This window comes from Clostridium massiliamazoniense, from assembly GCF_001403635.1.
Lineage (GTDB): Bacteria > Bacillota > Clostridia > Clostridiales > Clostridiaceae > Sarcina > Sarcina massiliamazoniense.
On record NZ_LN879468.1, the window covers coordinates 1 to 25794 of the forward strand.

Sequence of the window (25794 nt, forward strand, 5' to 3'; positions counted from 1 at the left end):
AGGAGATAAATATAATTATAAAGAAACAGGATTAATTGGTGATTCTATTGAAAATGAAAGTATACCAACTTTAGAAAATTATCATATTGATTATGTAACAGTTAATGGAGTAAAGACTGATATTAATCAGTTACCTAAATATTATTTAGGTAACAATATGAATATTGTTTATTATATGGCTAGTGATAGTGAATATAAATTAAATATTGATGTTAAAACTGAAGATGGAAAAGTTTTAAATACTATGCCAGTTACTTCTTATGCTGAAGGTGATAAAATTTCAATAAGTGATAATAATTGGGATAAGAAAGAGTATAAGTTAGATTACATTCTTGTAGATGGAGTTAAAACTCCAGCTGATAAATTACCAACAGTTATGCCAAGTAATAACCTTAACATAACTTATGTAGTATCACCTATAGCTAAGTCAACAATAACAGTTGAAACTATGGTTAATGGAAAAGTTCTAGGTAAACCAATTATAACAACAAGTTATCAAGGGGAAACTTATAAAGAGGTTGCTCCAGTTTGGGATAATAATGATTATAAACTTAAGGATATAACAGTTAATGGAGTTAAAACTTTAGCAGAAAACCTTCCAAAAGTATTTGGCGATAAAAATACTACAATAATTTATAATTTAGTTCCTAAAATAATGAATGTTGGTGAAAGAGTAATAAATGAAAAAGGTCAAGTTTTATATGAAAATGAATATAGATTACCTTTTAATGTTTCTGTTACTAACATAGAGGATAAAATACCTTCAAATTATAAATTAAAAGATATAACAGTATCTTTAAATAATGAAGAAGGAAATGAATTAAGCTTGAGTGCAAATACTAAAACTTATACAAATATTAATGATGTTAAAGTAGTATCTAATGGAGAAATAGTTAGCTATAACGTAGTTCCTATAGAAGGAGAAATTTCTTATGAAACTCAAGTTGGAAATGAAAAACCTGTAAGTGTAGGAGTAAAGAGTGGACAAGTAGATACTGAAGTAGGCACATACAATATTAAAGTTCCTAAAGGATATGAAGTTAAATCAATAACTATAAATGGACAAGATGTACACTCATTAGATAAGTTAACTTATAAAAAGGAAAAACAAGTTGTTGTTTATCATTTAGCTAAAATACCTACAAATTCTATAACTGAAAGTATAATTACTAATACAGGTAAGGTGTTAATGCCTACTAAAGTAGTTAAAACAGGAGAAGATGGAGAAGTTATTGATATTAAGGGACTTTCAATACCAAAGGGTTATAAGTTAGAAAAGGTAACTATAGGAGGTAAGGAAGTTAAAGTAGCTGATGATTATGAGGTTAAAATAGGTGATAAGAATACAGCTATAGTATACACAGTAACACCTATAGAAAAGAATACTATATCAGAAGAAATGATAAGTACTACTGGAAAAGTAATAGTTCCAAGTAAGATAGTAGCTAAAGGAATAGATGGAGATAAAGTAGAACTAAAGAGACTAAGTATACCAGCTAATTATCATTTAGTTAAAGTATTATTAAATAATGAACCTATATCAAGTGAATTAAATAATAAGGTTATTTATGTTTTACCATCTGAGATTTCAAATAAAAATGAAAAGATAACTTATGTTGTAGCTGAAAATGAAAGTAAATATAAAGTTGAAGTGGTTTGTGGTAGCAAGATTATTGAAAGTAAAACTACTGAAGGTTATGTAGGTGAAAAACCAAGCAATTTAGTTCCGAATATTCCTAAAGGATATGTAATAAGTAGCGTAACAGTTAATGGACATAATGTTACAGAAAGTAATATACCAAAAGAATATGAAGGCAAAAATATTGAGGTTGTATATAACATAACAAAAATTCCTACAGGTGAAATATTAGAAAAGGTAGTAACTAATACAGGAAAAGTTATAGTAAAAGAGCATGAAGTAGCTAGTGGTGAAGTTGGAACAGCTGTAAATCTTCAAGTGTATAAACCTGAAGAGGGCTATACTATAAAAGCAGTAATTATTAATGGTAAAACATATAGTGCTGAAAATATAGAAAAAGAATTACCTAAGGATATAGAAAATGGTGATGTATCAATAACTTATGTTGTTGAAGCAAATTCAAAATCAACACAAAGTAAAAATTCACAAGATAAACATAAACAAAAAGCTAGTGAAAATCATAATGGAGAAACTAAGACTACAGCTAATAGTGGTTCAAAAGTAACTAATGGAACAGAAAATAGTGGAAATAAGCAAGAAGATCATAATGGAAAAACTAATAATACTGGAGATAGTGGTTCAAAAGTAACCCATGGAACAGGAAATAGTGGAAGTAAGCAAGAAAACCATAATGGAAAAGCCAATAACACTGGAGATAGTGGTTCAAAAGTAACTAATGGAACAGGAAATGGTGGAAGCAAACAAGAAAGCCACAATGGAACAACTAAGAACACTAATGAGCCAGATCAAGGAAATACATCACATGTTACTAATAAGCCAGTAGAAAAAGGTGAAGTGATTATTAAAGTAGTTAACCAAAATGGAAAAGTAATAGAGGAAGCTACTCATGTAGGTGATGTTGGATTTGAGTTTAATCCTATAAACATACCAAATAAAGATAAAGTAATTAGTGTTACTTTAAATGGTAAAGAAGTTTCTACAAATACAGTAATAAATAAAATAGAAGCTAATAAAGAAACTAACAATAAAACTACTGTAATATATAATGTTGATGTACCTCAAAATGTTGTTAAAAATCAAAATTCTAAACCAGTTGCTACTGGAAAAGTAATAGTAAAGGTAGTTAATCAGGATGGAAAAGTTATAGAGAGTGCTATACATGAAGGTGATGTAGGAAGCAAATTTAATGAAATTTCAATACCTAAAAATGATAAAATAGTATCTGTTACAGTTAATGGAGTTGAAAGTAATAAAGTTCCAAATACTATAGAAGAAAATTCTAATAACAATACAACAACTATAATTTACAATGTTAATGTTCCAACACAACAAGTAACAAATAAAAATTCTGGTGACACTAATAAACCTAGTGATAATAAAGAAAATCATAATAATGGTACAAAAGTAAGTAATGACACAGGAAATAGTGGAAATGAGCAAGAAAGTCCTAGTGGAAAAAATACCAATACAAATGGACAAGATACTAATAAAAATAAGGATAAAAATGGTAATTTAAAGATAGAAGTAGTAACTGAAAATGGTAAGGTTATTTACTATAGTGATGTTAATGAAAAAGTTGGAAATGAAATAGAAAAAGTTAACATACCTACTGGATATCACTTAGACAATATATCAGTCACTATAAATGGTGAAAGTTCTAATGAGATACCAAGTAAAGTTGTACAAGGAAATACAACAATAATTTATCATGTAAGTAAAGATAATAATGAACAAAAAACATCAAAAGTTATAAATGGAACTTTAAAAGTTGAAGTGGTTTCAAATAATGGAAAAGTAATATATGAAAGTACTTCTAATGAACCTATTGGAAGTAAAATAAATGAATTAAAAATGCCAAAAGGTTATAAGTTACAAAGTATAACATCAGATGTAAATGGAAATGAATTAAATGGTATGCCTACAAGTATTGTTAAAGGTGAAACTCTAATAGTTTATCATGTAGAGGCAATTAATAATGAAGTTCCAAAACACAATGTTATAAATAATAATCATAATAGTGGTTCAGAAGTAAATCACAATACAGGAAATAGTGGAAATGAGCAAGAAAACCATAATGGAAAAGCTGATAATACTAAGAATAGTGGATCAGAAGTAAACCACAATGCAGGAAATAGTGGAAATGAGCAAGAAAACCATAATGGAAAAGCTGATAATACTAAAGCTAATGGATCAGAAGTAAATCACAACACAGGAAATAGTGGAAGTGGACAAGAAAGCCATAATGGAAAAGCTGATAACACTAAAACTAGTGGTTCAAAAGTAAACAATAGTAATGGACAAGGTAATAGCATTGGTAATATTGGATCAATAGGAAATAGTTCTAATACAAGTGCTGGATTAGGAAATAATAATCAAGGAATATCAAGTGGAAATAACATTGATAATATAGGAAATATTGGTCAAGTGAAAAATAATGAACCAATACCTACTAATAGTGAAAATAACAAGGCATTTAATAGTGGTTCTGTTAGTGATGGATTAAATAACAATAATTCATATACTGATAATAATTTACTTAATGGTCAAGGTAATCAAGGTAGTGAAAATAGTAGTATATCAGGAACATTACCTAATACAGGATTAAATGTGAAGAATAAAGAAAATGAAGCTAAGGACCTTGGAGCTTTAGCAGCTTTAATAGGAGCTATGAGTGCATTATTCATATTTAGAAGAAAAAAATAATATAAACTAAGATTTCAAGAATAATAAAATAAAAGACATCTAGAATCTCATGTAAGGTTATGCGAGTTATAACTACATGAGATTCTTTTTTATAAAGATAACTTAGATAGAGCTTACAGTAAGATAGGAGTATTATAATCTCTAGCTATCAGATAAATTAAAATGTTGTCTTCTTTACTTATGAAAAGTATAAAATTAGTAGCTAGGTAAAGATTTTATACATTTAATTTGAAATATTCAGGATAAGCTGGTTGTTGAAGATTTAGATAGTAAAAGTTTTTAGAGGTACAAGCTTCTTTAAATTGTGAATTAGTTAATAAGGTTCCATTTGTTGAGATAAATCCTTTATATTCTGACCAATTATTTATATTTTTACACATATCCTGTAGCGTTGAAATTAAGAAGCTATAATAAAATTGCCCTCCAGTAAAGTTCTCTGGTCTAATAGTAACATTAGGACTACTAGTTGGAAAATTTGTATTATATGTTACATTGATTAATAAAGAATTTGCTCCTAATTTTTTCATTAATTCTTCTTTTTGTGCACTTGTTCCATGAGACACTATTTCTTCTTCATTTTTTGTTAGATTTATATAACCTGTATTAGTAATTTTATTTTTTACTGCATTATAAATCATTTCTCTAACTTCACTTACTGGTTTGGCTAATTGGGAAGCCTTGTTACCTAGTGCAAAGTAATAATCTCCAGCAGCAATATTTATTGTGGAAAGATCACTTGGAAGGGTTGTTGCATTTACTAAATTATTATTATTGTTACTATTACTAATGTTAGTATTATTTAAGGGACTAGTATCAGTGGTGTTATTTGCAGTATTGTTTTTAGTATTATTAGTTTTTTGTGATAGGTTAGTAAAGCTATGAACCTTACCTATTTGGTTAGTTGATGAATTAGGGGAAGTAGTAGTATTTGTTTCAAGGTTATTTGCACTTGTATTTGTATCATCAGATAAAATAGAAGTCTTAGTATTACCAGTTGATAAATTAGTATTTTCTGTTGGATTATTAGATATTAATTTTCCTTGAGAGCTTTGTTGTGAGTTATTTTTTTGAGTAGTTATATAATAGCCACCTCCAACACAACAACCTAAAGCACATAAAATTAAAATTGTGATTCCAAGTTTTTTCATTAGTGAATTCCTCCATAAATTTTTTATGTTTAGTTAATTAACATTAGTAATTATACAATTTTTCATTTATTTACCAATTACAAAGAAATTTAGTTAATCTTAATTAAGTATTACAATATAGAGATTAATTAGATTGATATATAAGAAGAGTTTATTTTTTATAATTACATGAAGTATTATAAGCTAAATAATTTTTTGATTAAGGAAAGGAAATAAATTAAAATATATAATAGGATATTGATAGAAATGAGGAGTTTTATGGAGTTTAGAAAGTCAGCTATAAAAGATATTGATGAAATTATGAAAATTATTAATGAAGCGAAGTTGTATTTTAAAGAAAATAATATAAATCAATGGCAGGATGGCTATCCTGATAAAGAAGTTATATTAAGTGACATAAAAAATGAAGAGAGTTTTGTTGTTATTAATGATAATAAAGTTATAGGAACTGTAGTAATTTCCTTTAGAGGAGAAAAAACTTATAATGAAATTTATGAAGGAACATGGCTAAGTAATAATGACTATGCCGTTATTCATAGAATTGCTATAAGCAATGATTTTAAGGGCTTTGGAATAGGAACAAGAATTATAGAAGAAGCTCAAAAATTAGCTTTTGAAAGAAATCTTAATAGTATAAAAATAGATACTCAGAAGGATAATATATCTATGCAAAAGCTTCTTATAAAAAATAATTTTAAATATTGTGGCTTAATTTATTTAGAAGATAAAAGTGAGAGAGTAGCTTTTGATTAAGTAAGATAAATATATTAAAATATATTAGGGTATTAATGAAAGAAAGTATTTTCATGGAGTTTAGAAAAGTTGCAAAAATAGGGGTAACTAGTTAAAGAAGTAGAAATACTATAAATTTACGGTATGATTATTAATTAGATTATAAATATATAATTTAATATTAAAGTTGCTTTTAAAAAATAAAACTGATAAAATGTTAATAGAGTCATAATATTTTGTTAATAATTTATTAATAAATTTATTAAAATATCATGTGAATTTTTTATATTAGAATTTTTCTTCAGCTTACTTAGGGAAAGTAGGATATATAGTTTAGAACATTAATTATAATATTCTAAATTATGTAACTTATGTAAGTGAAGAAAGGAGAGTGTAAGATATTATGGCACAAAAGAAAAAAGAATTTAACAGAGAAATTTTTGATAAAGTGGTTAAAAATTTGCATGATAATAGTGTAAGTAGTAATGCAGAACTTTATAAAAAGTTTGGAAGTTCAAAGGATGGATTATCTGAAGCTCAAGCGCAGAAGAATATTGAAAAATACGGTAGAAATGAAAGTTCAGAAAAGAAAGACCCACCAATTATTGTTCAATATCTTAAAGCTTTTGCCAATGCATTTGTATTTGTTCTTATTTTAATAGGTATTGTAACTTATTTAACAAGTGCTTGTTGGCTATTTGTACCACCTAGTCAACAAAGTTGGTCTGGTGTTTGGATAATTATTGTACTTATTTTTGCAAGTGGTACTATTACTTTTGTTCAAGAATATAAATCTGGAAAAGCTGCTGCTGCACTACATAATATGATTAAAACAACATGTAAAGTAAAAAGAGCAGGTAAAGATTTTACTCAAATAGATATGAAAGAACTTGCTGTAGGGGATATAGTAAAGTTAACTACTGGAGATGTAATTCCAGCAGATATAAAACTTATAGAAGTAAAAGATTTATTTGTTAGTCAATCTGCTTTAACTGGTGAATCAGAACCAGTAGAAAAATGTGAAGTTAATAAAAGTGAAAGCACAGAAGTAGGAGAATATACAGATCTTTGTTTACTAGGAACTAACGTAGTTAGTGGAGTTGCTACAGGAATTGTAGTTGGAACTGGGAAAAATACATATTTTGGTGCTATGCAAAGCTCTCTTGAAGAAGCAGAAGAAAAAACTAGTTTCGAAAAAAGTGTTGATAATGTAGCAAAAATGTTATTAGTATTTATGTGTGTAATGGTACCTATAGTATTTGTTCTTGATTTCTATCAAACAAGAAGTTTACTTGATTCTTTAATGTTCGCAACATCAACAGCTATTGGATTAACTCCAGTTATGCTTCCAACTATTGTTTCAGAGAACCTTGCAAAAGGTGCTGTTATGATGGCTAAAAAGAAAACTGTTGTTAAAAAGATTAGTGCAATTCAAAACATAGGATCTATGGAAATTCTTTGTACTGATAAAACAGGAACATTAACAGATGATAAAATCATTGTTGAACACTATATGAATATAGATGGAAAAGATGATGATAGAGTATTAAAATATGGTTATTTAAATAGTTCAATGCAAAGTGGACTTCAAAATGTAATTGACCATGCTATTATAGAAAAAGGAAAAGAAAAAGAGTTTAATAAATTAGAAAATCAATATACACGTTATGATGATATTGCATTTGACTTTAATAGAAGAAGAATGTCAGTTATCGTTGATGATGAAGAAACAGGTTTAGCTCAAATCATAACTAAAGGGGCTTTAGAGGAAATGTTAGCTGTCTCTAAATTTGCTGAAGTTAATGGAAGGGTAGTAGAAATAACAAAAGAATTAGAAGATAAAATCAGATATGAAGTTAAAAAATTAAATGCTCAAGGTATGAGAGTAATTGGTGTTTCTAGAAAAGGAAGTCAACCAAAGGATAAAAAATTTGGCGTAAGTGATGAAAATGAAATGACTTTAATTGGATTTATCGGATTCTTAGACCCACCAAAGGAAAGTGCTAAGGCTGCTATTGAAGCTTTAAATTACTATGGTGTAGATGTTAAGGTTTTAACTGGAGATAATGAAATAGTTACTAAAAAGGTTTGTGAACAAGTAGGACTTGAAATAACTAATATAGTTTTAGGACCAGAAATAGAAAAATTATCTGATGATGAGTTATTTAAACTAGCTATGAGAACTAATGTTTTTGCTAAACTTAATCCACTACAAAAGGCAAGAATAGTTAGAGTTCTTAAAAATGGTGATAAAATAGTAGGATTTATGGGAGATGGTATTAATGATGCCATAGCCTTAAAAGAATCAGATGTTGGTATTTCAGTAGATACAGCAGTTGATATAGCAAAGGATTCAGCAGATGTTATACTTTTAGAAAAGGACTTAATGGTTCTTAAAGATGGTATAATTGAAGGAAGAAAAATTTTCGCAAATACTACTAAATACTTAAAAATAACTGCAAGTTCAAACTACGGAAATGCTATAAGTGTACTTTTAGCTGGAATATTTATTCCTTTTGTACCTATGTTACCTATAGAATTATTAATACAAAACTTAGTTTACGATATAACTCAAGTTGTTATACCTTGGGATAATGTAGATGAAGAATTAATTCTAAGACCTAGAAAATGGAATGCTAGAGATATAGGTAAATTTATGATAGTATTTGGACCTACAAATTCAATTTTTGATATGTGTACATTCTTAATAATGTGGTTTGGATATCATGCTACTGGTACTACTGCTTATAGTCAACAATTATTCCAAACAGGATGGTTTATGGAAGGTTTCATAACACAAGTTTTAGTTCTTTATATGTTAAGAACAGAAAAAGTTCCGTTCATACAAAGCAATCCATCATGGCAACTTAATATTTCTATCATATTATCATTAATTGTTGGATTAGCACTTCCTTATACTTTCTTTGGAAGAGCAGTTGGAATGGTATATATAAATCCACTTTACTTTATATTCTTATTCTTAGTAATTGTATTCTACTTTATTGTGAGTCAATTGGCTAAAATTATATATATGAAGAGATTTGATAAATTACTATAGTATAATTAAGGGTTAATAGTTTGGAGGGTATTCAATGAACTTTTTTAGCGACATGCAAATTTTAGGTTATTTTGTAGGAATATGCGCTTATATATTATTACCAGCATATATTCTTATAAAAAAGGATTCATAATAATTTCAGTGGAAAATAAAAAAAACTAATCTAAAAATATAATATTGATTTAAAAATAAAATCATTAATATGTGTAGTTGTAAATACAGAAAGTTATAAAATAAATTAACTTTCTGTATTTTTTTATTTGCAGAATATATAATATTAATTTAATGTTAATTTATTAAATAAAATATTTTTTTATGATTTAGATACTAAAAGTATATATGTGAATATATAATTAACAAAATAATAATAAAATTTAAATAAAATATTAACAAAAAGTAAATAAATATATAATATAGATTTTCGATTATGACAATAAAAAAAAATATAGCGTTGAAAAAAATATTTGCATCATGGTAAAATACAAATGCAGTTCTTCAAGTAAGAAATGCTTATCTAATGAGAAAGATGTTTCATTTAGAAATTTATTTTCATAAAAATTAAAATTTTAAACCAAATATCTTTTTTATTGGATAATAAAAAGAAAGGAGAGTTTAAAACTTTATGACACAAAAGAAGAAAAAAGAATTAAGTAACAAAACTAGTCTTCCATATGGTTGATTTTAATGATGTAATTTAAATTTTACTGAATTTTAGAATTATATCATACAAGGAGAATAATAAATGAGGAATAAAAAAGATAATAAATTTGATCAGGAGCATTTTAAGAGTGTTACTTCAAAAATCCACGAAAATAGTGAAATTTCTAATGAGCAATTATTGAAAAAATTTAATAGTTCACTTGATGGATTAAATGAATCTCAGGTTAAGAAAAATTTGTCATCTTACGGAAATAACGATACAAAATCTGGGAAAGAGCCGCATATAATTATACAGTTTTGTAAAGCTTTCATAAATCCTTTTGTATTCGTATTAGTAATAATCGCTATTATAAGTTATTTAACAGGTGCTTGTTGGCTATTTGTACCGCCTAGTCAACAAAGTTGGTCACAAATTAACATTATACTTTTCTTAATAGTAGTGGGAGGAGTAATTCAGTTCACTCAAGAGTATAGATCAGGAAAAGCTGCAAGAGCTTTAGAGAATTTTGTAAAAAATACATGTTTGGTAAAAAGAAATACTAAAGATTTTGAACAAATAGAAACAAAAGATTTAGTAGTAGGAGATATAGTTAAAATAAGAACAGGTGATATAGTTCCAGCTGATTTGAAAATTTTAGAATGTAAAGATCTTCTTGTTAGTCAATCAGCTTTAACTGGAGAATCTGAGCCGGTGGAAAAGTTAACAATTAATAATTCTAATAGTTCTGAAGTTGGAGATTATACAAATGTTTGTCTTTTAGGAACTAGTGTTGTAAGTGGTACTGCTACTGCAGTTGTTATTGGAACAGGAAAAAATACATACTTTGGTGCAATGCAAGCATCATTACAAGATGCAGATCCAGAAACAGATTTTGATAAGAGTGTAAGACAAGTATCTAAAATGCTTTTAAAATTCATGTTTGTAATGGTTCCATTAGTACTTGTTATAGACTGGTATCAAACAGGAAGCTTTTTACAATCTTTAATATTTGCTGCATCACTAGCAGTTGGATTAACACCTGAAATGTTACCTGCAATTATATCTGAGAACCTTGCTAAAGGTGCTGTTAAAATGGCTAAGAAAAAAACAGTTGTTAAAAAGATCAACTCAATACAAAACTTTGGTTCTATTGAGATACTTTGTACAGATAAAACAGGAACATTAACAGATGACCATATTAGAGTTGAAGAGTGCATTGATACAGCTGGTAATACTTCTGATGAAGTTCTTAGATATGCTTATATTAACAGTTCAAGCCAAAATGGATTACAAAACGTAATTGATTTTGCAATAATGGATTGTGCTAAAGAAAAAAGTATTGATAAAGCAGCAGATAATAGCTTTATAAAACTTGATGAGTTAGCATTTGATTTTAATAGACGTAGAATGTCAGTATTAGTTGAAGAAAATAATACACCTACATTAATAACTAAGGGTGCATTTGAAGAAATGTTAAGTATTTCTAAATATGTAGAAATGAACGGTAAATTATTAGAAATAGATAATAAAATTATTTCTACATTAAGAAAAAAAATAAATCAATTAAACTTAGAAGGTATGAGAGTTATTGCTGTTGCTAAAAGACAGATTGATAAAACTTCAGCTAAGTTAGATGATGAGACTGAAATGACATTAATAGGATTCTTAGGATTCTTAGATCCACCAAAAGAAACAACTAAAGAAGCATTAGAAGCTCTTGAGTACTATGGTGTTAATGTTAAGATTTTAACTGGTGATAATGAACTTGTTACTAAGAAAGTTTGTAGTCAAGTAGGATTTGAAATAACAGGAATTTTACTTGGTTCTGAAATTGCAAAAATGACAGATGAACAATTAGCAAGAGAAGCTCTAAAAGCTAATGTATTTGCTAAATTAAATCCACTACAAAAAGCAAGAATTGTAAGAGTATTAAAAAATGCAGATAAAGTTGTTGCTTTTATGGGAGATGGAATAAATGATGCTATAGCATTAAAAGAATCAGATGTTGGAATCTCAGTTGATACTGCTGTTGAAATTGCTAAAGAAAGTGCAGATGTTATATTATTAGAAAAAGACCTTATGGTACTTAAAGAAGGTATAGTTGAAGGTAGAAAAGTTTTTGCTAATACTACAAAATATCTAAAAATTACTGCAAGTTCAAACTACGGTAACTCTATAAGTGTTCTTATGGCAAGTATTTTCTTACCATTTGTACCTATGTTACCTCTTGAATTACTAGTACAAAACTTAGTTTATGATATTACTCAATTATTTATCCCTTGGGATAATGTTGATCCTGAACTTATTGCTAAGCCTAGAAAATGGGATGCTAAAGAGATAAGTAAGATGTTAATAGTATTTGGACCTACTAACTCAATATTTGATATAGCTTGTTTTGTTACTATGTGGTTCTTCTTCCATGCTACTGGAACTACTGCACATAGTACAGCTTTATTCCAAACAGGTTGGTTTATTGAGGGAGTTTCAAACTCTATTTTCGTTCTATACACATTAAGAACAGAAAAAATACCATTCTTACAAAGTAATCCATCATGGATATTTAATTTAGCGATAATTGGATCACAATTAATTGGATGGATACTTCCTTATACTTCTGCAGGTCGTGCTATGGGTATGGTTTATATAACACCTTGGTACATCCTATATATCTTTATATTAATGATAATATTATGTTTATTAGTACAAGGAGTAAAAAAACTTTATATAAGAAGCTTTGGAGCTCTTCTATAATAAATGGAGGTAATCGAGATGGATATTACATTAAAGATACTTGGCTTTATTGCTGGATTTATTGCTTACTTAGGTCTTCCAGCTTTAATATTAATTAAAAAAGATCTTTAGATTTAATAATTTTATGAAAAAGGGGTAGTACCAATATTGGTACTGCCCCTTTTCTATTATTTCTCTTGAATATCACAGTATATATTAATAGCATCACTAAAAAATTTAGTTAGACCTTCTCCATATTTATCTATGTTTTTAGTAAATCTAGAGTCTGAAACATAGGTTATAGCAAGCCCTCTGAATATTTCTAAAGTACAATTGTAGAAGTTAGTACTTATATGGTTTCTCCATCTTTCTACTAATTCTTGTACTTCTTGAGAAGCTGGAGACTTATCCATGTTAGAACTTAATTCTTCATAAATTAAGTTTCCCTCTGACATTATATCTTCCCATTGTTTTTTTGAGTATTTTGAGGTTTTTTCTTCACATTCTTTGTAGGCATTAGAAGAACCATATCTTTTTTTACTTTCTTCTTTATATTTTTCCTCATGTTTTTTTATTTCTTCATAACTTAGTGCCTTAAAATTTTTCTTACTCATTTTTTTATTCTCCTTTAAATCTTTTAGGGTTTCATCAATAGAACATAATATATTTTCTAATCTTTTTTTCTTTTCCTTTATAAGTTCCTTTTGTTTCAATAAATTCTTTTCTATATTAGAGGAATTAGAATCTAAAATATTTTTTATTTCTTTTAAGGAAAAATCTAATTCTTTTAATATGAGTATTTCATAAAGTCTTTTTAAATCTTCGTTATTATAAAGTCTATATTTTGCTTCTGTTTTTTGGGAAGGAATTAAAAGTCCTATTTTATCGTAATGATGGAGCATCCGTATTGAAACACCTGTTAATTTAGAGACTTCACTGATTTTATACAAAGTTAACACACTCCTTTTTTCTCTAATTTTATAATAATCTATAACATTATGTGAGAGTACAGAGTTTTTAAAAATATAATTAAATTTTACAAAGATTATTTTATAAAAAGTCAAAAGTAAGGAAAGTTCATGGAAAGATAGGCGTAATAATGAAGAGATAAGAGGTTATTAAAATTTTATGATAAGAGAAAGTAAAAGGGAACTTTTTTATTAAAGCCTAAATTGTTGATTTAGTCAGTTTAAAAAAGTTCCCTTTAAAAATAAGTTTAATTATAATTATTTAACAACTATATTAACAAGTCTTCCTTTAATAACAATAACTTTAACTATAGTTTTGCCTTTAGTAAGTTCTTTTACTTTTTCATCTTCTAAAGCAGTAGCTTTAATTTCTTCATCTGAAAGACCAGAAGAAATAACAATTTTATGTTTAACTTTTCCGTTTATTTGAATAGCTATTTCAACTTCATCTTTAACTAAAGCTTTTTCATCATATTTTGGCCACTCTTCATTAAATACTGAATAAGTATTCCCTAGTAGTAAGCTCCATTGTTCTTCTGAGAAGTGAGGAGCAAATGGTGCAAGTAATCTTACATAATCATCTAGTACATCTTTTAAGAACTCTAAATTCATTTGAGCTTCTTTAGTATACTTAGTTAATGCATTTACAAATTCCATCATTCTAGCTATAGCAGTGTTGAATTGAAGGATTTCAGCATCTTTAGTAACTGATTTTATAGTATTATGTCTCCAGAAGTTTAATTCTTTTTCAGCTTTATCTATAGTAGTTTTATTGTTTTCACCTTTAGCAATTGCTTCTCTAGCAGTGTCTAAAGCTCTTTCAATTCTTTCTACGAATTTATGAACTGACTTGATTCCATCATCACTCCAAGCTCCACCTTCAACATATCCAAAACCAAACATTAGATACATTCTAAATACGTCAGCACCATATTCTTTGATATAATCATCAGGAGAAATAGTGTTTCCTTTAGATTTACTCATTTTTAAACCATCTGGTCCAAGTATTAAACCTTGGTGAGTTAATGATTTAAATGGTTCATCAAAGTTTAAGTAGCCCATATCTCTTAATGCTTTAGTTATAAATCTAGCATAAAGAAGGTGCATACAAGCATGTTCAGGTCCACCAACATATTTATCAACTGGTAATAATCTATCTACTTTTTCTTTATCAAAAGCTTTTTCTGAATTTTTATTATCTGGATATCTTAAGTAGTACCAAGATGAACATACAAAAGTATCTAGAGTATCAGTTTCTCTCTTAGCTGGCTTTCCACAACATGGACAAGTTGTATTAACAAATTCTTCGCATTTAGCAAGTGGTGATTTACCATCTGGTGTAAATTCAACATTGTATGGTAATTGAACTGGTAAATCTTTTTCAGGTACTGGAACTGTACCACAATCATCACAGTATATTACAGGAATAGGTGCTCCCCAGTATCTTTGTCTAGAAACTAACCAATCTCTTAATCTGTAGTTAACTTTTTGTGCTCCAAGATTTTTCTCGGCTAATTTTTCAATTATTTTAACTTTAGCTTCAGCAGTAGTTAAACCATTAAATTCTTCAGAATTAATTAATTTACCATGCTCACCAAATGGAAGAGTAACTTCTTCACCATTCATAGGCTCAATAACTCTATTTATTGGTAGGTTAAATTTCTCAGCAAAAGCAAAGTCTCTTTCGTCATGAGCAGGAACAGCCATAACTGCACCAGTGCCGTAAGTAGCTAGAACATAGTCACCAATCCAAATTGGAACTTCTTTTCCGTTTATAGGATTTATAGCATAAGCTCCAGAGAATACACCAGTTTTTTCTCTTGAAATAGATTGTCTTTCTATATCAGATTGTTTTTTTGCTTCTTCTTTGTAGTTTTCTACAGCTTCTTTTTGCTCAGCAGTAGTTAATTTATCAACTAATGGATTTTCAGGAGCTAAAACAACATAGCTTACTCCGTATAAAGTATCAGCTCTTGTTGTGAAAACATTAAAGCTTAAATCAGAATCTTTAACTTTAAAAGTAACTTCAGCACCAGTTGATTTTCCTATCCAGTTTTTTTGCATAGCAACTGTTTTTTCAGGCCAATCTAACCCATCTAATTTTTCTAATAATTCATCAGCATAGTTAGTGATTTTGAAGAACCATTGAGTTAAGTCCTTTTTAGTAACTTCAGTTCCACATCTTTCACATGCACCATCAACAACTTGCTCATTAGCAAGAACTGTTTGACATGATGGACACCAGTTAACAGGAGCTTTTTTTCTATATGCTAGGTTATTTTTATATAATTCTAAGAATAACCATTGAGTCCACTTGTAATAATCTTCTGAACAAGTTATTACTTCATTTTCCCAGTTAAACATAGCTCCCATAGCTTTAAGTTGTTTTTCCATATTTGCTATATTTTTAAAAGTTGAATCCTTTGGATGAATTCCTGTTTTTATAGCAAAGTTTTCAGCTGGTAAACCAAATGCATCAAAGCCCATTGGTTGGAATACATTATAACCTTGCATTCTTTTTAATCTAGCCCATGAATCAACAGGTCCGTAGTTGAACCAATGTCCAGCATGAAGTTGGCTTCCTGATGGATAAGAGAACATTTCTAAAACATAAAGTTTTTCCTTATCACTATTTGGGTCAAATTTATAAAGTTCAGTTTCAGCCCATTTATCTTGCCATTTTTTATCAATGGTAGTATTGTAATTACCCATTTTTTAATCCTCCTATATATAAAAAATTATTTTTACAAAATTTAAAATATTTTTAATTTAGAGTCTAGTTTTCTCTAAAAACCTTGTATAAGGATTATTTAATAATAGCTTTAAAATCAATAAATTTTTAGAATAACAAATTTGATTAAGTACTAAGATAGAATCAAAATATCATCTAATTTGATTCTAAGATTTATTTAAGTGTTTAAAACTCAAATTAAAAAAAGCCCCTTCAGCTCTATTTTAAGAGACGAAGGGGTTCGCGGTACCACTCTTATTAGAAGAAAAAAATTCTTCTCACTTTAATGCCATAAGGTGGCAAGACCTATGTGTTTCTAGCACATAAACTCCTAGGCAAGTTCCTATTAATGCAACACTATGTTTCACCAACCCATAGCTCTCTAAAGACTACAAACAAATAGTACTACTCCTAATCAACGTTATATATTAAATTTACTTAATTTCAAAGCTTAAATATAAGTCTAAAACTTATATAAAGAATTATATATTAATTACTAGAGAAAAGTCAATGATTTAGGAAAGTGTTAATAAATATTGTTATTTAAAGTAATTACAGAAAATATAATTATAAATATCAAGAAAATTGTAATCTAATAAAGTTAAGGAGGAAATAATAATTAGAAGATTTAAGGGGGAATATTTATGGGCTTATTTTTAGTTTTGTTTGTGGCTATGTCTGTTCGAATTGGATTTATGAATAGTTATATTCATAATAAGAGAAAGTTTATTGGAGAAGAGAGTATAAATATTTTTGTTTATACAATAGGAACTTCTTTTTGTATTTCTTCAATTTTAAAAAAATTTAATGGTATAAATGATAATTCTAAAGTGATGCTTATTTTATTGATTTTTTTCTTATACTTATTTTTCTTATATATGTCTTCTATATCCTTAAAGATGAAAAAAACAAGAGAAAGAAAAGTTGCTTTTTATAAAGTTATTGAATATGTATTAATAGCTATATTAATAGTATTTTTTCCTTTAATGATTATATATCCTTTAATTGATATAGCAATAGCTCTATTATATGATTTTGAGTATAAAAAAACTATTTAATTTATTTATAAAAAAACAGTATTAACTATTAAGATTTAATACTGTTTTTATTTTTAGATTTTATTAGAATTTTTGTAATGAGTGACTTTATCATGAAGTTCACTAAGTAACTTATGGCTATCATCAAAGAAATAAGATAGAAAAAATCTTTCAAGATTTCTTTGAGGATTATTGCTATCTCGAAATTCAATAAATGAAGTATATTCTGTTTGAGAAATAGATTCTATATCTCTATAATATATTTTTCTTTCTATAAAATATTCATTGTTATAAACTTCATTTCTACATATCTGAGTGAATAAAAGACCTCTAACAAATAGGTAGTTTTCATTTAATTGTGCTCCTAATGGAATTCCATTAGCTTTAAGAGACTCTAACTCATGATGGTATTTTTCTATTTTGTATGAAGGATGTTTAGCAGTTAAATAGAGATTAAAATAAAAAAGAAGGTTATAAGCAACTGTAAATAACACCATAACAATGAATAGTTTTATATTTTTATTAAATAAATAATATATAGAAGTTATTATAAATATAGCGTTTACTATGTAAGTAATAAAAGAAGTTTTTTGGGGATTCATTTTTTTTATTAAATTTTCATTATAAGGATAAAACATAAAATTTCCTCCAGTTAATTATGTTAATCTTATTTAAGATAAACTTAGATAAGTTAGTTAATTGAATAAAATATTTAACAATATTTTATGTGATAATCAATCTTCTAATACTTTAAATTTCTAAAACTTATAGAAAAAATTTTTATAGATTTTTTAAAATTAAAGAAATTATTTTTTTATTAATAAATAATAAAAAATATTTTAAAATCGTGCAAAGATAAATTTTGATTAATAATAGGAGTTTAATGTATAATATCATTAAACTTAGTAGGAAGTGATATTATAAACAAAGGAGGAAATAAATATGAGAAATGAAGATTATTTAAACAGATATTCAAATGAAAAAGAATTAAAAGTAATAGAAGCAGCAAGAAAAGCAAAGGGATTAACTTATGAGGAGTTAGCTAATAAAATAAATGTTAATAAGGTATGGCTTGCTAGTGCATTTAAAGGACAACAATGGGTTCCAGAAGAATACATTGAATTATTAGCAAAGGAGTTAGAATTAGATTCAAAAGCTTTTGACGTTCTTAGAGAACATCCTTATAAAGCAGATACAGATCCAATATTATATAGATTACATGAGGCTTTAGACACTTATGGTCCTGCAATAAAAGAAATAATACATGAAAAATCAGGAAATGCTATTATGAGTGCTATTGATTTTGGAATAGATGTTGAAATAGAAAAGGATCCTAAAGGAGATAGAGTGGTAATAACAATGAATGGTAAATTATTACCATATAGTAAACAAGGAAAATATCCTTGGTAATATTAGAATAAATGTAGATTAAATTGAGGTGGAGTTTTTACTCCATCTCAATTAATTTATATAGAAGGTAGAAGTATTATGGCCTTTAGTATAAGATAAAATCAATTTATAAAAAGATTAAAGAATTAAAAAAAGAAGACGATAATATAAAAGGCATAATTATATTTTTATTTTCTCATTTAAGAGAGTGTGTGCCATAAAAATGAAATAAAACTAAAATATAATAAAAAAGTAGAAAGATTTTATAAAAAAGTATTGCTAATTAATAATATTTATTATATAATAATAAATATAGAGAAGAGATTAAAATCTTGAAACACTAATTGACTATTTTAAGATTTTGATATATTGAATTTTTTAGGAGGTTTTTTGTTATGAAAAAATTTGTTTGTACAGTATGTGGATATGTTTACGAAGGAGAAGCTGCACCAGCTAAATGTCCAGTTTGTGGAGTAGGTGCTGATAAATTTATAGAACAAAGCGGAGATATGGTATACGCTGATGAGCACAGAGTTGGAGTTGCTAAAGATGTAGATCCAAGAATAATTGAAGGATTACAAGCTAACTTCATGGGAGAATGTACAGAAGTAGGTATGTACTTAGCAATGTCAAGACAAGCTGATAGAGAAGGATACCCAGAAGTAGCAGAAGCTTATAAAAGAATAGCTTTTGAAGAAGCAGAACATGCAGCTAAATTTGCTGAAATGTTAGGAGAAGTTGTAGAAGCTGATACAAAAGCTAACTTACAAGCTAGAGTAAACGCTGAGCACGGAGCTTGCCAAGGTAAAAAAGACTTAGCTACATTAGCTAAACAATTAAACTTAGATGCAGTACATGACACAGTTCACGAAATGTGTAAAGATGAAGCTAGACACGGAAAAGCTTTCGCAGGATTATTAAACAGATACTTCCAATAATATAAAAGCCCTTCGGGGCTTTTTTTAATTAAATTGTTCATATTTAATAATAAAATACATATAATAAAACAAAATTTATTTTAACAATAAAATTATTTTAGTTATTGACTTCAATTTTCAAAGAGTTATAATTAAATAAAATTTTAAAATATTATTAACAAGGGAGAATAATTTATGTTAAGCTTATTAAGGAATAAATATATAGCAAAATTTTATAGCTTTTATTTTAGCTGGGGCTTTTATTTTAGCACTGGTTTATTTAAATGCACAAAAATATATATTAATTCTTAAGAGCCGTTAAGCATAGATAAAATTCTTTCATTAGAAAAATTATGTTATATTTATAAGGTAAGGCTCTAAGGTCTTATCTTTTTTATTTTTGGGGTATTAAATTTATAATTAAGGAGGGCTATTAATATGGTTGTTATTTTAAAACCAAAAACAGAAGAAAAAGAAATTAAAAAACTTATAAATAATATAAAGAGTTTAGGAGTAGAAGTACAAGTGGTAAATGGGACAGAATGTAATATATTAGGACTTGTTGGTGATACTAGCAAAGTTGATCCTTCAAAAATAGAAGCAAATAAAAATGTAGAAAAGGTAATGAATGTTCAAGAGCCTTTTAAAAAGGCTAATAGATTATTCCATCCAGATGACTCTATTTTTAATATAAATGGTAGAGAAGTTGGAGGAAAGAAGATAACTTTAATTGCTGGACCTTGTTCAGTAGAAACAGAAGCTCAAATAACTTCAATAGCTAGAGAAGTTAAAGAAGTTGGTGCTGGATTCTTAAGAGGTGGTGCTTTTAAACCAAGAACTTCACCTTATAGTTTCCAAGGATTAGAAGCAGAAGGTTTAGAACTTTTAAAAATAGCAAGAAAAGAAACTGGACTTCCTATAGTAACAGAAATAATGAGCACAAGCATGATAGACAAGTTTGTGGATGATGTTGATGTTATTCAAGTTGGAGCTAGAAATATGCAAAACTTTGATTTATTAAAAGAGCTTGGAAAAATTGATAAACCAATTCTTCTTAAAAGAGGTTTATCAGCAACAATAGAAGAACTTTTAATGTCAGCAGAGTATATTATGGCTGGAGGAAATGAAAGAGTTATTCTTTGTGAAAGAGGAATAAGAACTTTTGAAAATTACACAAGAAACACATTGGATTTAAGTGCAATACCAGCAATAAAAAAATTAAGTCATCTTCCTGTAATTGTAGACCCAAGTCATGCAGCAGGAAAGTCATGGATGGTTGATCCACTATCAAAGGCAGCTATAGCTGTAGGGGCAGATGGATTAATAATAGAAGTTCATAATGATCCAGCTAATGCTTTATGTGATGGAAATCAATCAATAACGCCAGAAAGTTATGCTAAGTTAGTAGAAGAACTTAAGGTAATAGCAGCAGCTGTAGGAAAAGAAATATAATAAACAAGAGCTATGCTTTCATTTTGACTAAAAAAGCATAGCTTTTTTTAGCTAAAGGATTTAAGAATAAAAAGCATTAAATTTTAATTATGAAGTGGAGGTTTTTTAGTGAGAAGATTAACTGTTGATTTAAAAGACTTATTTTATGATATTTTAATAGATTCCGGTTTAAGACATAGATTTGATTTAGAAATTAAGAAAGTTTTTAAGGGAGATAAAATAGCTGTTATAACAGATGAAAATTTAAATGCTATATATGGAAAAGAGCTTTTAAAAAATCTTGAAAAAAGTTTTTCAGTTAAATTTATTGTAATTAAGCCAGGCGAAAAAAGTAAGAGCTTTAATAGCTTAATTCCTATATATAATGAATTATTAGATTTTAAATTAACTAGAAGTGATTTAATCATTGCTTTTGGTGGTGGAGTTGTAGGTGATTTAGCAGGCTTTGTAGCATCTACATTTTTAAGAGGTGTTAACTTTATACAAATACCAACTTCTCTATTAGCACAAGTGGATTCTAGTGTTGGTGGAAAAGTGGCTGTAGATTTAGAGAAAGGTAAAAATCTTGTGGGAAGTTTTTATCATCCAAAGCTAGTTTTAATAGATGTTGAAATTTTAGAAACTTTATCAGAGAAATTCTTTAATGATGGTTTAGGTGAAGTAATAAAGTACGGAGCTATAAGAGATAAAGAATTATTTAAGGAATTAGAAAGCTTTAAGGATAAAAATCAGCTAAAAGAGAATATGGAACATATAATCTATACCTGTTGTAATATAAAAAGAGCCGTTGTTGAAAATGATGAGAAAGACAAGGGCGAAAGAATGATACTTAACCTTGGGCACACCCTTGGTCATGGTATAGAAAAAATATATAATTATGAAACTTATAGTCATGGAGAAGCTGTAGCTATAGGTATGTATAAAATAACTTTATTAAGTGAAAAAATGAAAATAACTAAGACAGGTACTGCAAATAGAATAAAGTCATTACTAGAAAAGTATGATTTACCAATAGATGCTGAAATAAAGGATGAAAATGCTTTAATAGAAGCTATAAAGTTAGATAAGAAAAATATAAATAGCACTTTAAATCTTATCTTAATAAAGGATATAGGTGAAGCAATGATATATAAAGCTCATAGTAACTTTTTTACTAACAAAGAAAAGGTTACTATTAATCCAAAAAAAATTTCAGGTGAGGTAGTTATTCCACCATCAAAGAGTATGGCTCATAGAGCTGTTATAGCGGCAGCTTTAAGTAAGGGGATTAGTACTATAGATAATATAGACTTTTCAGATGATATTATAGCAACCATAGAAGCCATGAGAACTTTAGGGGCTAAAATTGAGATTAAAGAAAAGTCTTTAATTATAGATGGAAGTGATACTTTTACTAAAAAAGGTGGAGTTATTGATTGTAATGAATCAGGTTCTACTTTAAGATTCTTAGTACCAATTTCTATTGCAAAGGAAAATGAAATAACTTTTGTGGGAAGAGGAAATCTAGGGAAAAGACCTTTAGATATATATTATTCAATATTTAATAAACAAAATATTGATTATTCTTATGAGGAAAATATATTAAATTTAAAAATAAATGGTGAGCTTGCAGGTGATGACTTTGAGGTAGCAGGAAATGTTAGTTCTCAATTTATAACAGGATTACTTTTTGCATTACCTTTATTAAAAGATGATTCCAGAATTATTATAACTACTGAATTGCAATCAAAGGGATATTTAGATTTAACCTTAGATATGCTTAATAAATTTGGCATAGAAATAATCAATAAGGACTATAAAGAGTTTATTATAAAGGGAAATCAAAGCTATAAAGCTTTTGATTATAGTGTTGAAGGAGATTACTCTCAAGGAGCATTTTTCTTATGTGCTAATGCCTTAGGAAATAAGGTACTTTCAAAGGGGTTAGACTTAGAGTCTTTACAAGGTGATAAAGAAGTTATAGAAATTTTAGAAAGAATGGGTGGAAAGTTAAATATTGAAGGTAATGCTATTAATATGACTTTTAATGAGTTAAAGTCAACTGTAATTGATGCTTCACAATGCCCAGATGTAATTCCAGTTTTAACTGTTGTGGCAGCCTTAAGTGAAGGAGAAACTAGGGTAATAAATGGAGAAAGACTTAGAATAAAGGAATGTGATAGATTAAATGCTATTGCAACTGAGTTGAATAAAATTGGTGCTAATATAGTAGAATTAGAGAATGAATTAATAATAAATGGAGTTAAGGAATTTACAGGTGGGGAAGTTAGTAGCCATGATGACCATAGAATAGCTATGAGTATGGCCATAGCATCAACTTTTTGTAAGGAAGAGTTAGTTATAACAAATCCAAAATGTGTTTCAAAATCTTACCCAGGTTTTTGGAATGATTTTAAAGCTTTAGGAGGTGATTTTGATGAGTGGAACATGGGGAAATAAAATAGAACTTTCTATTTTTGGTGAATCTCATGGAAAAGCCATTGGAATAGTTATAAACGGTATAAAGCCAGGCTTTGAAATTGATATGGATAAAATAGAAAAGGAAATGGAGAGAAGAGCACCAGGAAGAAATAAAATGTCTACTCAAAGAAAAGAGGGCGATAAGCCTAAAATATTAAGTGGGATATTTGAAGGAAAAACAACAGGTGCACCTATTTCTATGATTATAGAAAATTCAGATACAAGATCAAAGGATTATTCAAAGTTAAAAGATTTAATGAGACCGGGTCATGCAGATTATGCAGGAAATAGAAGATATGGTGGATTTAATGATTATAGAGGTGGAGGACATTTTTCAGGAAGAATAACAGCACCTCTTGTATTTGCTGGAGCTTTAGCTAAACAGCTTTTAGAGGAAAAGGGAATAAAAATAGGAGCTCATATTAGTTCTGTTGGTAAGGTAAAAGATGATAGTTTCAATAGAATAAATATATCTGAAAGTTTATTAGAGCACCTATTAAAAAAAGAGTTACCTCTTATAAAAGATGAAAAAATAGAAGAGGTAAAAAAGGAAATAGAAAAGGTAAGATTAAAAGGAAATTCAATTGGTGGAACTATTGAATGTGCAATAATAGGGGTTAAAGCAGGGATTGGATCACCATTCTTTGATTCACTAGAAAGTAAAATAGCAAGTTTAGCATTTTCAGTTCCAGCAGTAAAGGGAATAGAATTTGGTTTAGGCTTTGAAATTTCAGAAATGACAGGAGCAGAAGCCAATGATGAATATTATGTTGAGAATGGTGAAATAAAAGCTTATTCAAACAATAATGGTGGTATAACAGGTGGTATAAGTAATGGAATGCCAATAACATATAAGGTAGCTATAAAGCCAACACCATCAATAAGCATAGAACAAAGAACAGTTAATATAAGTACTATGGAGAATGAGAAACTTGTAATAGAAGGAAGACATGATCCTTGTATAGTACAAAGAGCAGTAGTAGTAATTGAAGCAATTGCAGCAATTGCAATACTTGAAGCAATTGAAAGTTGAATGGAGTGATTTTATGAATAAAGATTTATCTTGGTGTAGAGCTAGGATTGATGAAATAGATGAAAAGTTAATGGCTCTTTTTGAAGAACGTATGACTATAGTTTTAGATGTAGCTAGATATAAGAAAGAAAATAATCTTCCTATTTTTAATAAGGTTAGAGAAGATGAAGTTATTGAAAAGAATTTAAATAGAATTAACAATGAAGCTTTAAAGGTTCATGCTGAAAATATGCTTCACAGTCTTATGGATATAAGTAAAGATTATCAATGTGAAAATATTGGTGTTAGGGAAGTTCCTTTAAGTAAAGGAAGAGAAATTAAAATAGGTTACCAAGGAGTTCCGGGTTCTTTTAGTGATGAAGCCTTAATAAAGTATTTCGGTAAAGATTACAGTGGAAAAGCTTTTGAAGAGTTTGAAGATGTTTTTACAGCACTAAAATTTGATTCCATTGATTATGGAGTATTACCTATAGAAAATTCAACTACGGGTTCTATAACTAAAAACTATGACTTATTAAAAAAATATGGATTCCATATAGTAGGAGAAGTTCTAGTTAAAATTGAACATAATCTATTAGGAGTAAAAGGTAGTGAAATTAAAGATATTGAAGAGATATATTCTCATTCACAAGCTTTTGAGCAAAGTAGTGAGTATTTAAATTCCCTAGGAAATAAAGTTCAATTAATACCTCATCATAATACTGCAACAAGTGCTAAATATATAAGTGAACTTTCTGATAAAAGAAAGGCTGCTATAGGAAGCTTAAGAGCTGCTGAAATTTATGGATTAGATGTATTAAAGGAGCAGATTAACAATGCTTTAGAAAACTATACTAGATTTATTATAGTGGGTAGAGATTTTGAAACTAATGAATTATGCAATAAAATAACTATATCATTTACCTTAGATAATAAGGCAGGAAATCTTTATAATAAGCTTAAAGTATTTTCTGATAATAATATTAACTTACGTAAGATAGAGTCAAGACCAATGGGAAATGGACATTTTGATTATTACTTCTATATAGATTTAGATGGAAATATATCAGATAGTGCTGTGAAAAATTCTTTAGATTTATTTGAAAAAGATAGTAAGGATTATAAACTTTTAGGGGCATATAGAAGAGAGGAATAGT

Annotated in this window: 14 protein-coding genes, 2 pseudogenes and 1 other annotated feature; of the genes and pseudogenes, 12 read left to right on the plus strand and 4 right to left on the minus strand. The window is 27.9% G+C overall.

Annotation, left to right across the window (positions count from 1 at the left end; all coding sequences use genetic code 11):
- A pseudogene (locus ARA19_RS17775) lies at positions 1 to 4363 on the plus strand (hypothetical protein); the annotation flags it as partial.
- 215 nt (positions 4364 to 4578) lie between these two features.
- On the opposite strand, the gene ARA19_RS07150 reads toward ARA19_RS17775, so the two are convergent.
- Positions 4579 to 5511 carry a hypothetical protein gene (locus ARA19_RS07150; RefSeq protein ID WP_055070296.1) on the minus strand — a complete coding sequence of 311 codons (933 nt, stop codon included), beginning with the start codon at positions 5509 to 5511 and terminating at the stop codon, positions 4579 to 4581.
- Positions 5512 to 5769: 258 nt separating this feature from the next.
- Here ARA19_RS07150 and ARA19_RS07155 point away from each other — a divergent pair, with 258 nt between their 5' ends.
- The 3 genes from ARA19_RS07155 to mgtA (ARA19_RS07165) all read left to right on the plus strand — a co-directional run bounded on the left by ARA19_RS07155 (position 5770) and on the right by mgtA (ARA19_RS07165) (position 12692).
- Positions 5770 to 6264, plus strand: coding sequence for a GNAT family N-acetyltransferase (locus ARA19_RS07155; RefSeq protein WP_055070297.1), 495 nt, complete (start codon positions 5770 to 5772; stop codon positions 6262 to 6264).
- A 382-nt stretch (positions 6265 to 6646) separates the two neighbouring features.
- Positions 6647 to 9301 carry a magnesium-translocating P-type ATPase gene (mgtA, locus tag ARA19_RS07160; RefSeq protein ID WP_055070298.1) on the plus strand — a complete coding sequence of 885 codons (2655 nt, stop codon included), beginning with the start codon at positions 6647 to 6649 and terminating at the stop codon, positions 9299 to 9301.
- 742 nt (positions 9302 to 10043) lie between these two features.
- Entirely contained in the window at positions 10044 to 12692 is a 2649-nt protein-coding gene (mgtA, locus tag ARA19_RS07165) for a magnesium-translocating P-type ATPase (protein WP_055070299.1), read from the plus strand.
- Positions 12693 to 12859: 167 nt separating this feature from the next.
- Here the strand turns inward: mgtA (ARA19_RS07165) and ARA19_RS07170 are convergent, their stop codons facing one another.
- Positions 12860 to 13621 (minus strand): MerR family transcriptional regulator, encoded by a 762-nt coding sequence (locus ARA19_RS07170; protein ID WP_055070300.1) that lies wholly within the window; start codon positions 13619 to 13621, stop codon positions 12860 to 12862.
- A 276-nt stretch (positions 13622 to 13897) separates the two neighbouring features.
- Positions 13898 to 16351: a leucine--tRNA ligase gene (leuS, locus tag ARA19_RS07175; RefSeq protein WP_055070301.1), complete on the minus strand. Its 2454-nt coding sequence runs from the start codon at positions 16349 to 16351 to the stop codon at positions 13898 to 13900.
- A gap of 243 nt (positions 16352 to 16594) precedes the next feature.
- Positions 16595 to 16798 (minus strand) — a binding site (T-box leader).
- Between the two features lie 216 nt (positions 16799 to 17014).
- On the opposite strand from leuS, the gene ARA19_RS07180 reads away from it, so the two are divergent.
- The gene (locus ARA19_RS07180) at positions 17015 to 17428 is read left to right on the plus strand and encodes a hypothetical protein (protein WP_055070302.1); all 414 of its coding nucleotides are present in this window, start codon (positions 17015 to 17017) and stop codon (positions 17426 to 17428) included.
- Positions 17429 to 17481: 53 nt separating this feature from the next.
- On the opposite strand, the gene ARA19_RS07185 is transcribed toward ARA19_RS07180, so the two are convergent.
- Positions 17482 to 18045 (minus strand): hypothetical protein, encoded by a 564-nt coding sequence (locus ARA19_RS07185; RefSeq protein WP_055070303.1) that lies wholly within the window; start codon positions 18043 to 18045, stop codon positions 17482 to 17484.
- A 304-nt stretch (positions 18046 to 18349) separates the two neighbouring features.
- On the opposite strand from ARA19_RS07185, the gene cynS reads away from it, so the two are divergent.
- From cynS to pheA, 7 genes and pseudogenes are all read left to right on the plus strand, one after another.
- Positions 18350 to 18817, plus strand: a complete 468-nt coding sequence (gene cynS / locus ARA19_RS07190) for a cyanase (protein WP_055070304.1) — start codon at positions 18350 to 18352, stop codon at positions 18815 to 18817.
- Between the two features lie 374 nt (positions 18818 to 19191).
- Positions 19192 to 19734, plus strand: a complete 543-nt coding sequence (locus ARA19_RS07195; RefSeq protein WP_055070305.1) for an NADH peroxidase — start codon at positions 19192 to 19194, stop codon at positions 19732 to 19734.
- A 417-nt stretch (positions 19735 to 20151) separates the two neighbouring features.
- Positions 20152 to 21165, plus strand: coding sequence for a 3-deoxy-7-phosphoheptulonate synthase (gene aroF, locus ARA19_RS07200; protein ID WP_055070306.1), 1014 nt, complete (start codon positions 20152 to 20154; stop codon positions 21163 to 21165).
- A gap of 108 nt (positions 21166 to 21273) precedes the next feature.
- Positions 21274 to 22320, plus strand: a pseudogene (gene aroB / locus ARA19_RS17970) (3-dehydroquinate synthase); the annotation flags it as partial.
- A gap of 33 nt (positions 22321 to 22353) precedes the next feature.
- Positions 22354 to 23604 (plus strand): 3-phosphoshikimate 1-carboxyvinyltransferase, encoded by a 1251-nt coding sequence (gene aroA / locus ARA19_RS07205; protein WP_423230613.1) that lies wholly within the window; start codon positions 22354 to 22356, stop codon positions 23602 to 23604.
- The gene (aroC, locus tag ARA19_RS07210) at positions 23582 to 24658 is read left to right on the plus strand and encodes a chorismate synthase (RefSeq protein WP_055070307.1); all 1077 of its coding nucleotides are present in this window, start codon (positions 23582 to 23584) and stop codon (positions 24656 to 24658) included. The genes aroA and aroC overlap by 23 nt, the downstream gene beginning before the upstream one ends.
- A gap of 13 nt (positions 24659 to 24671) precedes the next feature.
- Positions 24672 to 25793 (plus strand): prephenate dehydratase, encoded by a 1122-nt coding sequence (gene pheA / locus ARA19_RS07215; RefSeq protein ID WP_055070308.1) that lies wholly within the window; start codon positions 24672 to 24674, stop codon positions 25791 to 25793.
- Position 25794: the final 1 nt, after the last annotated feature.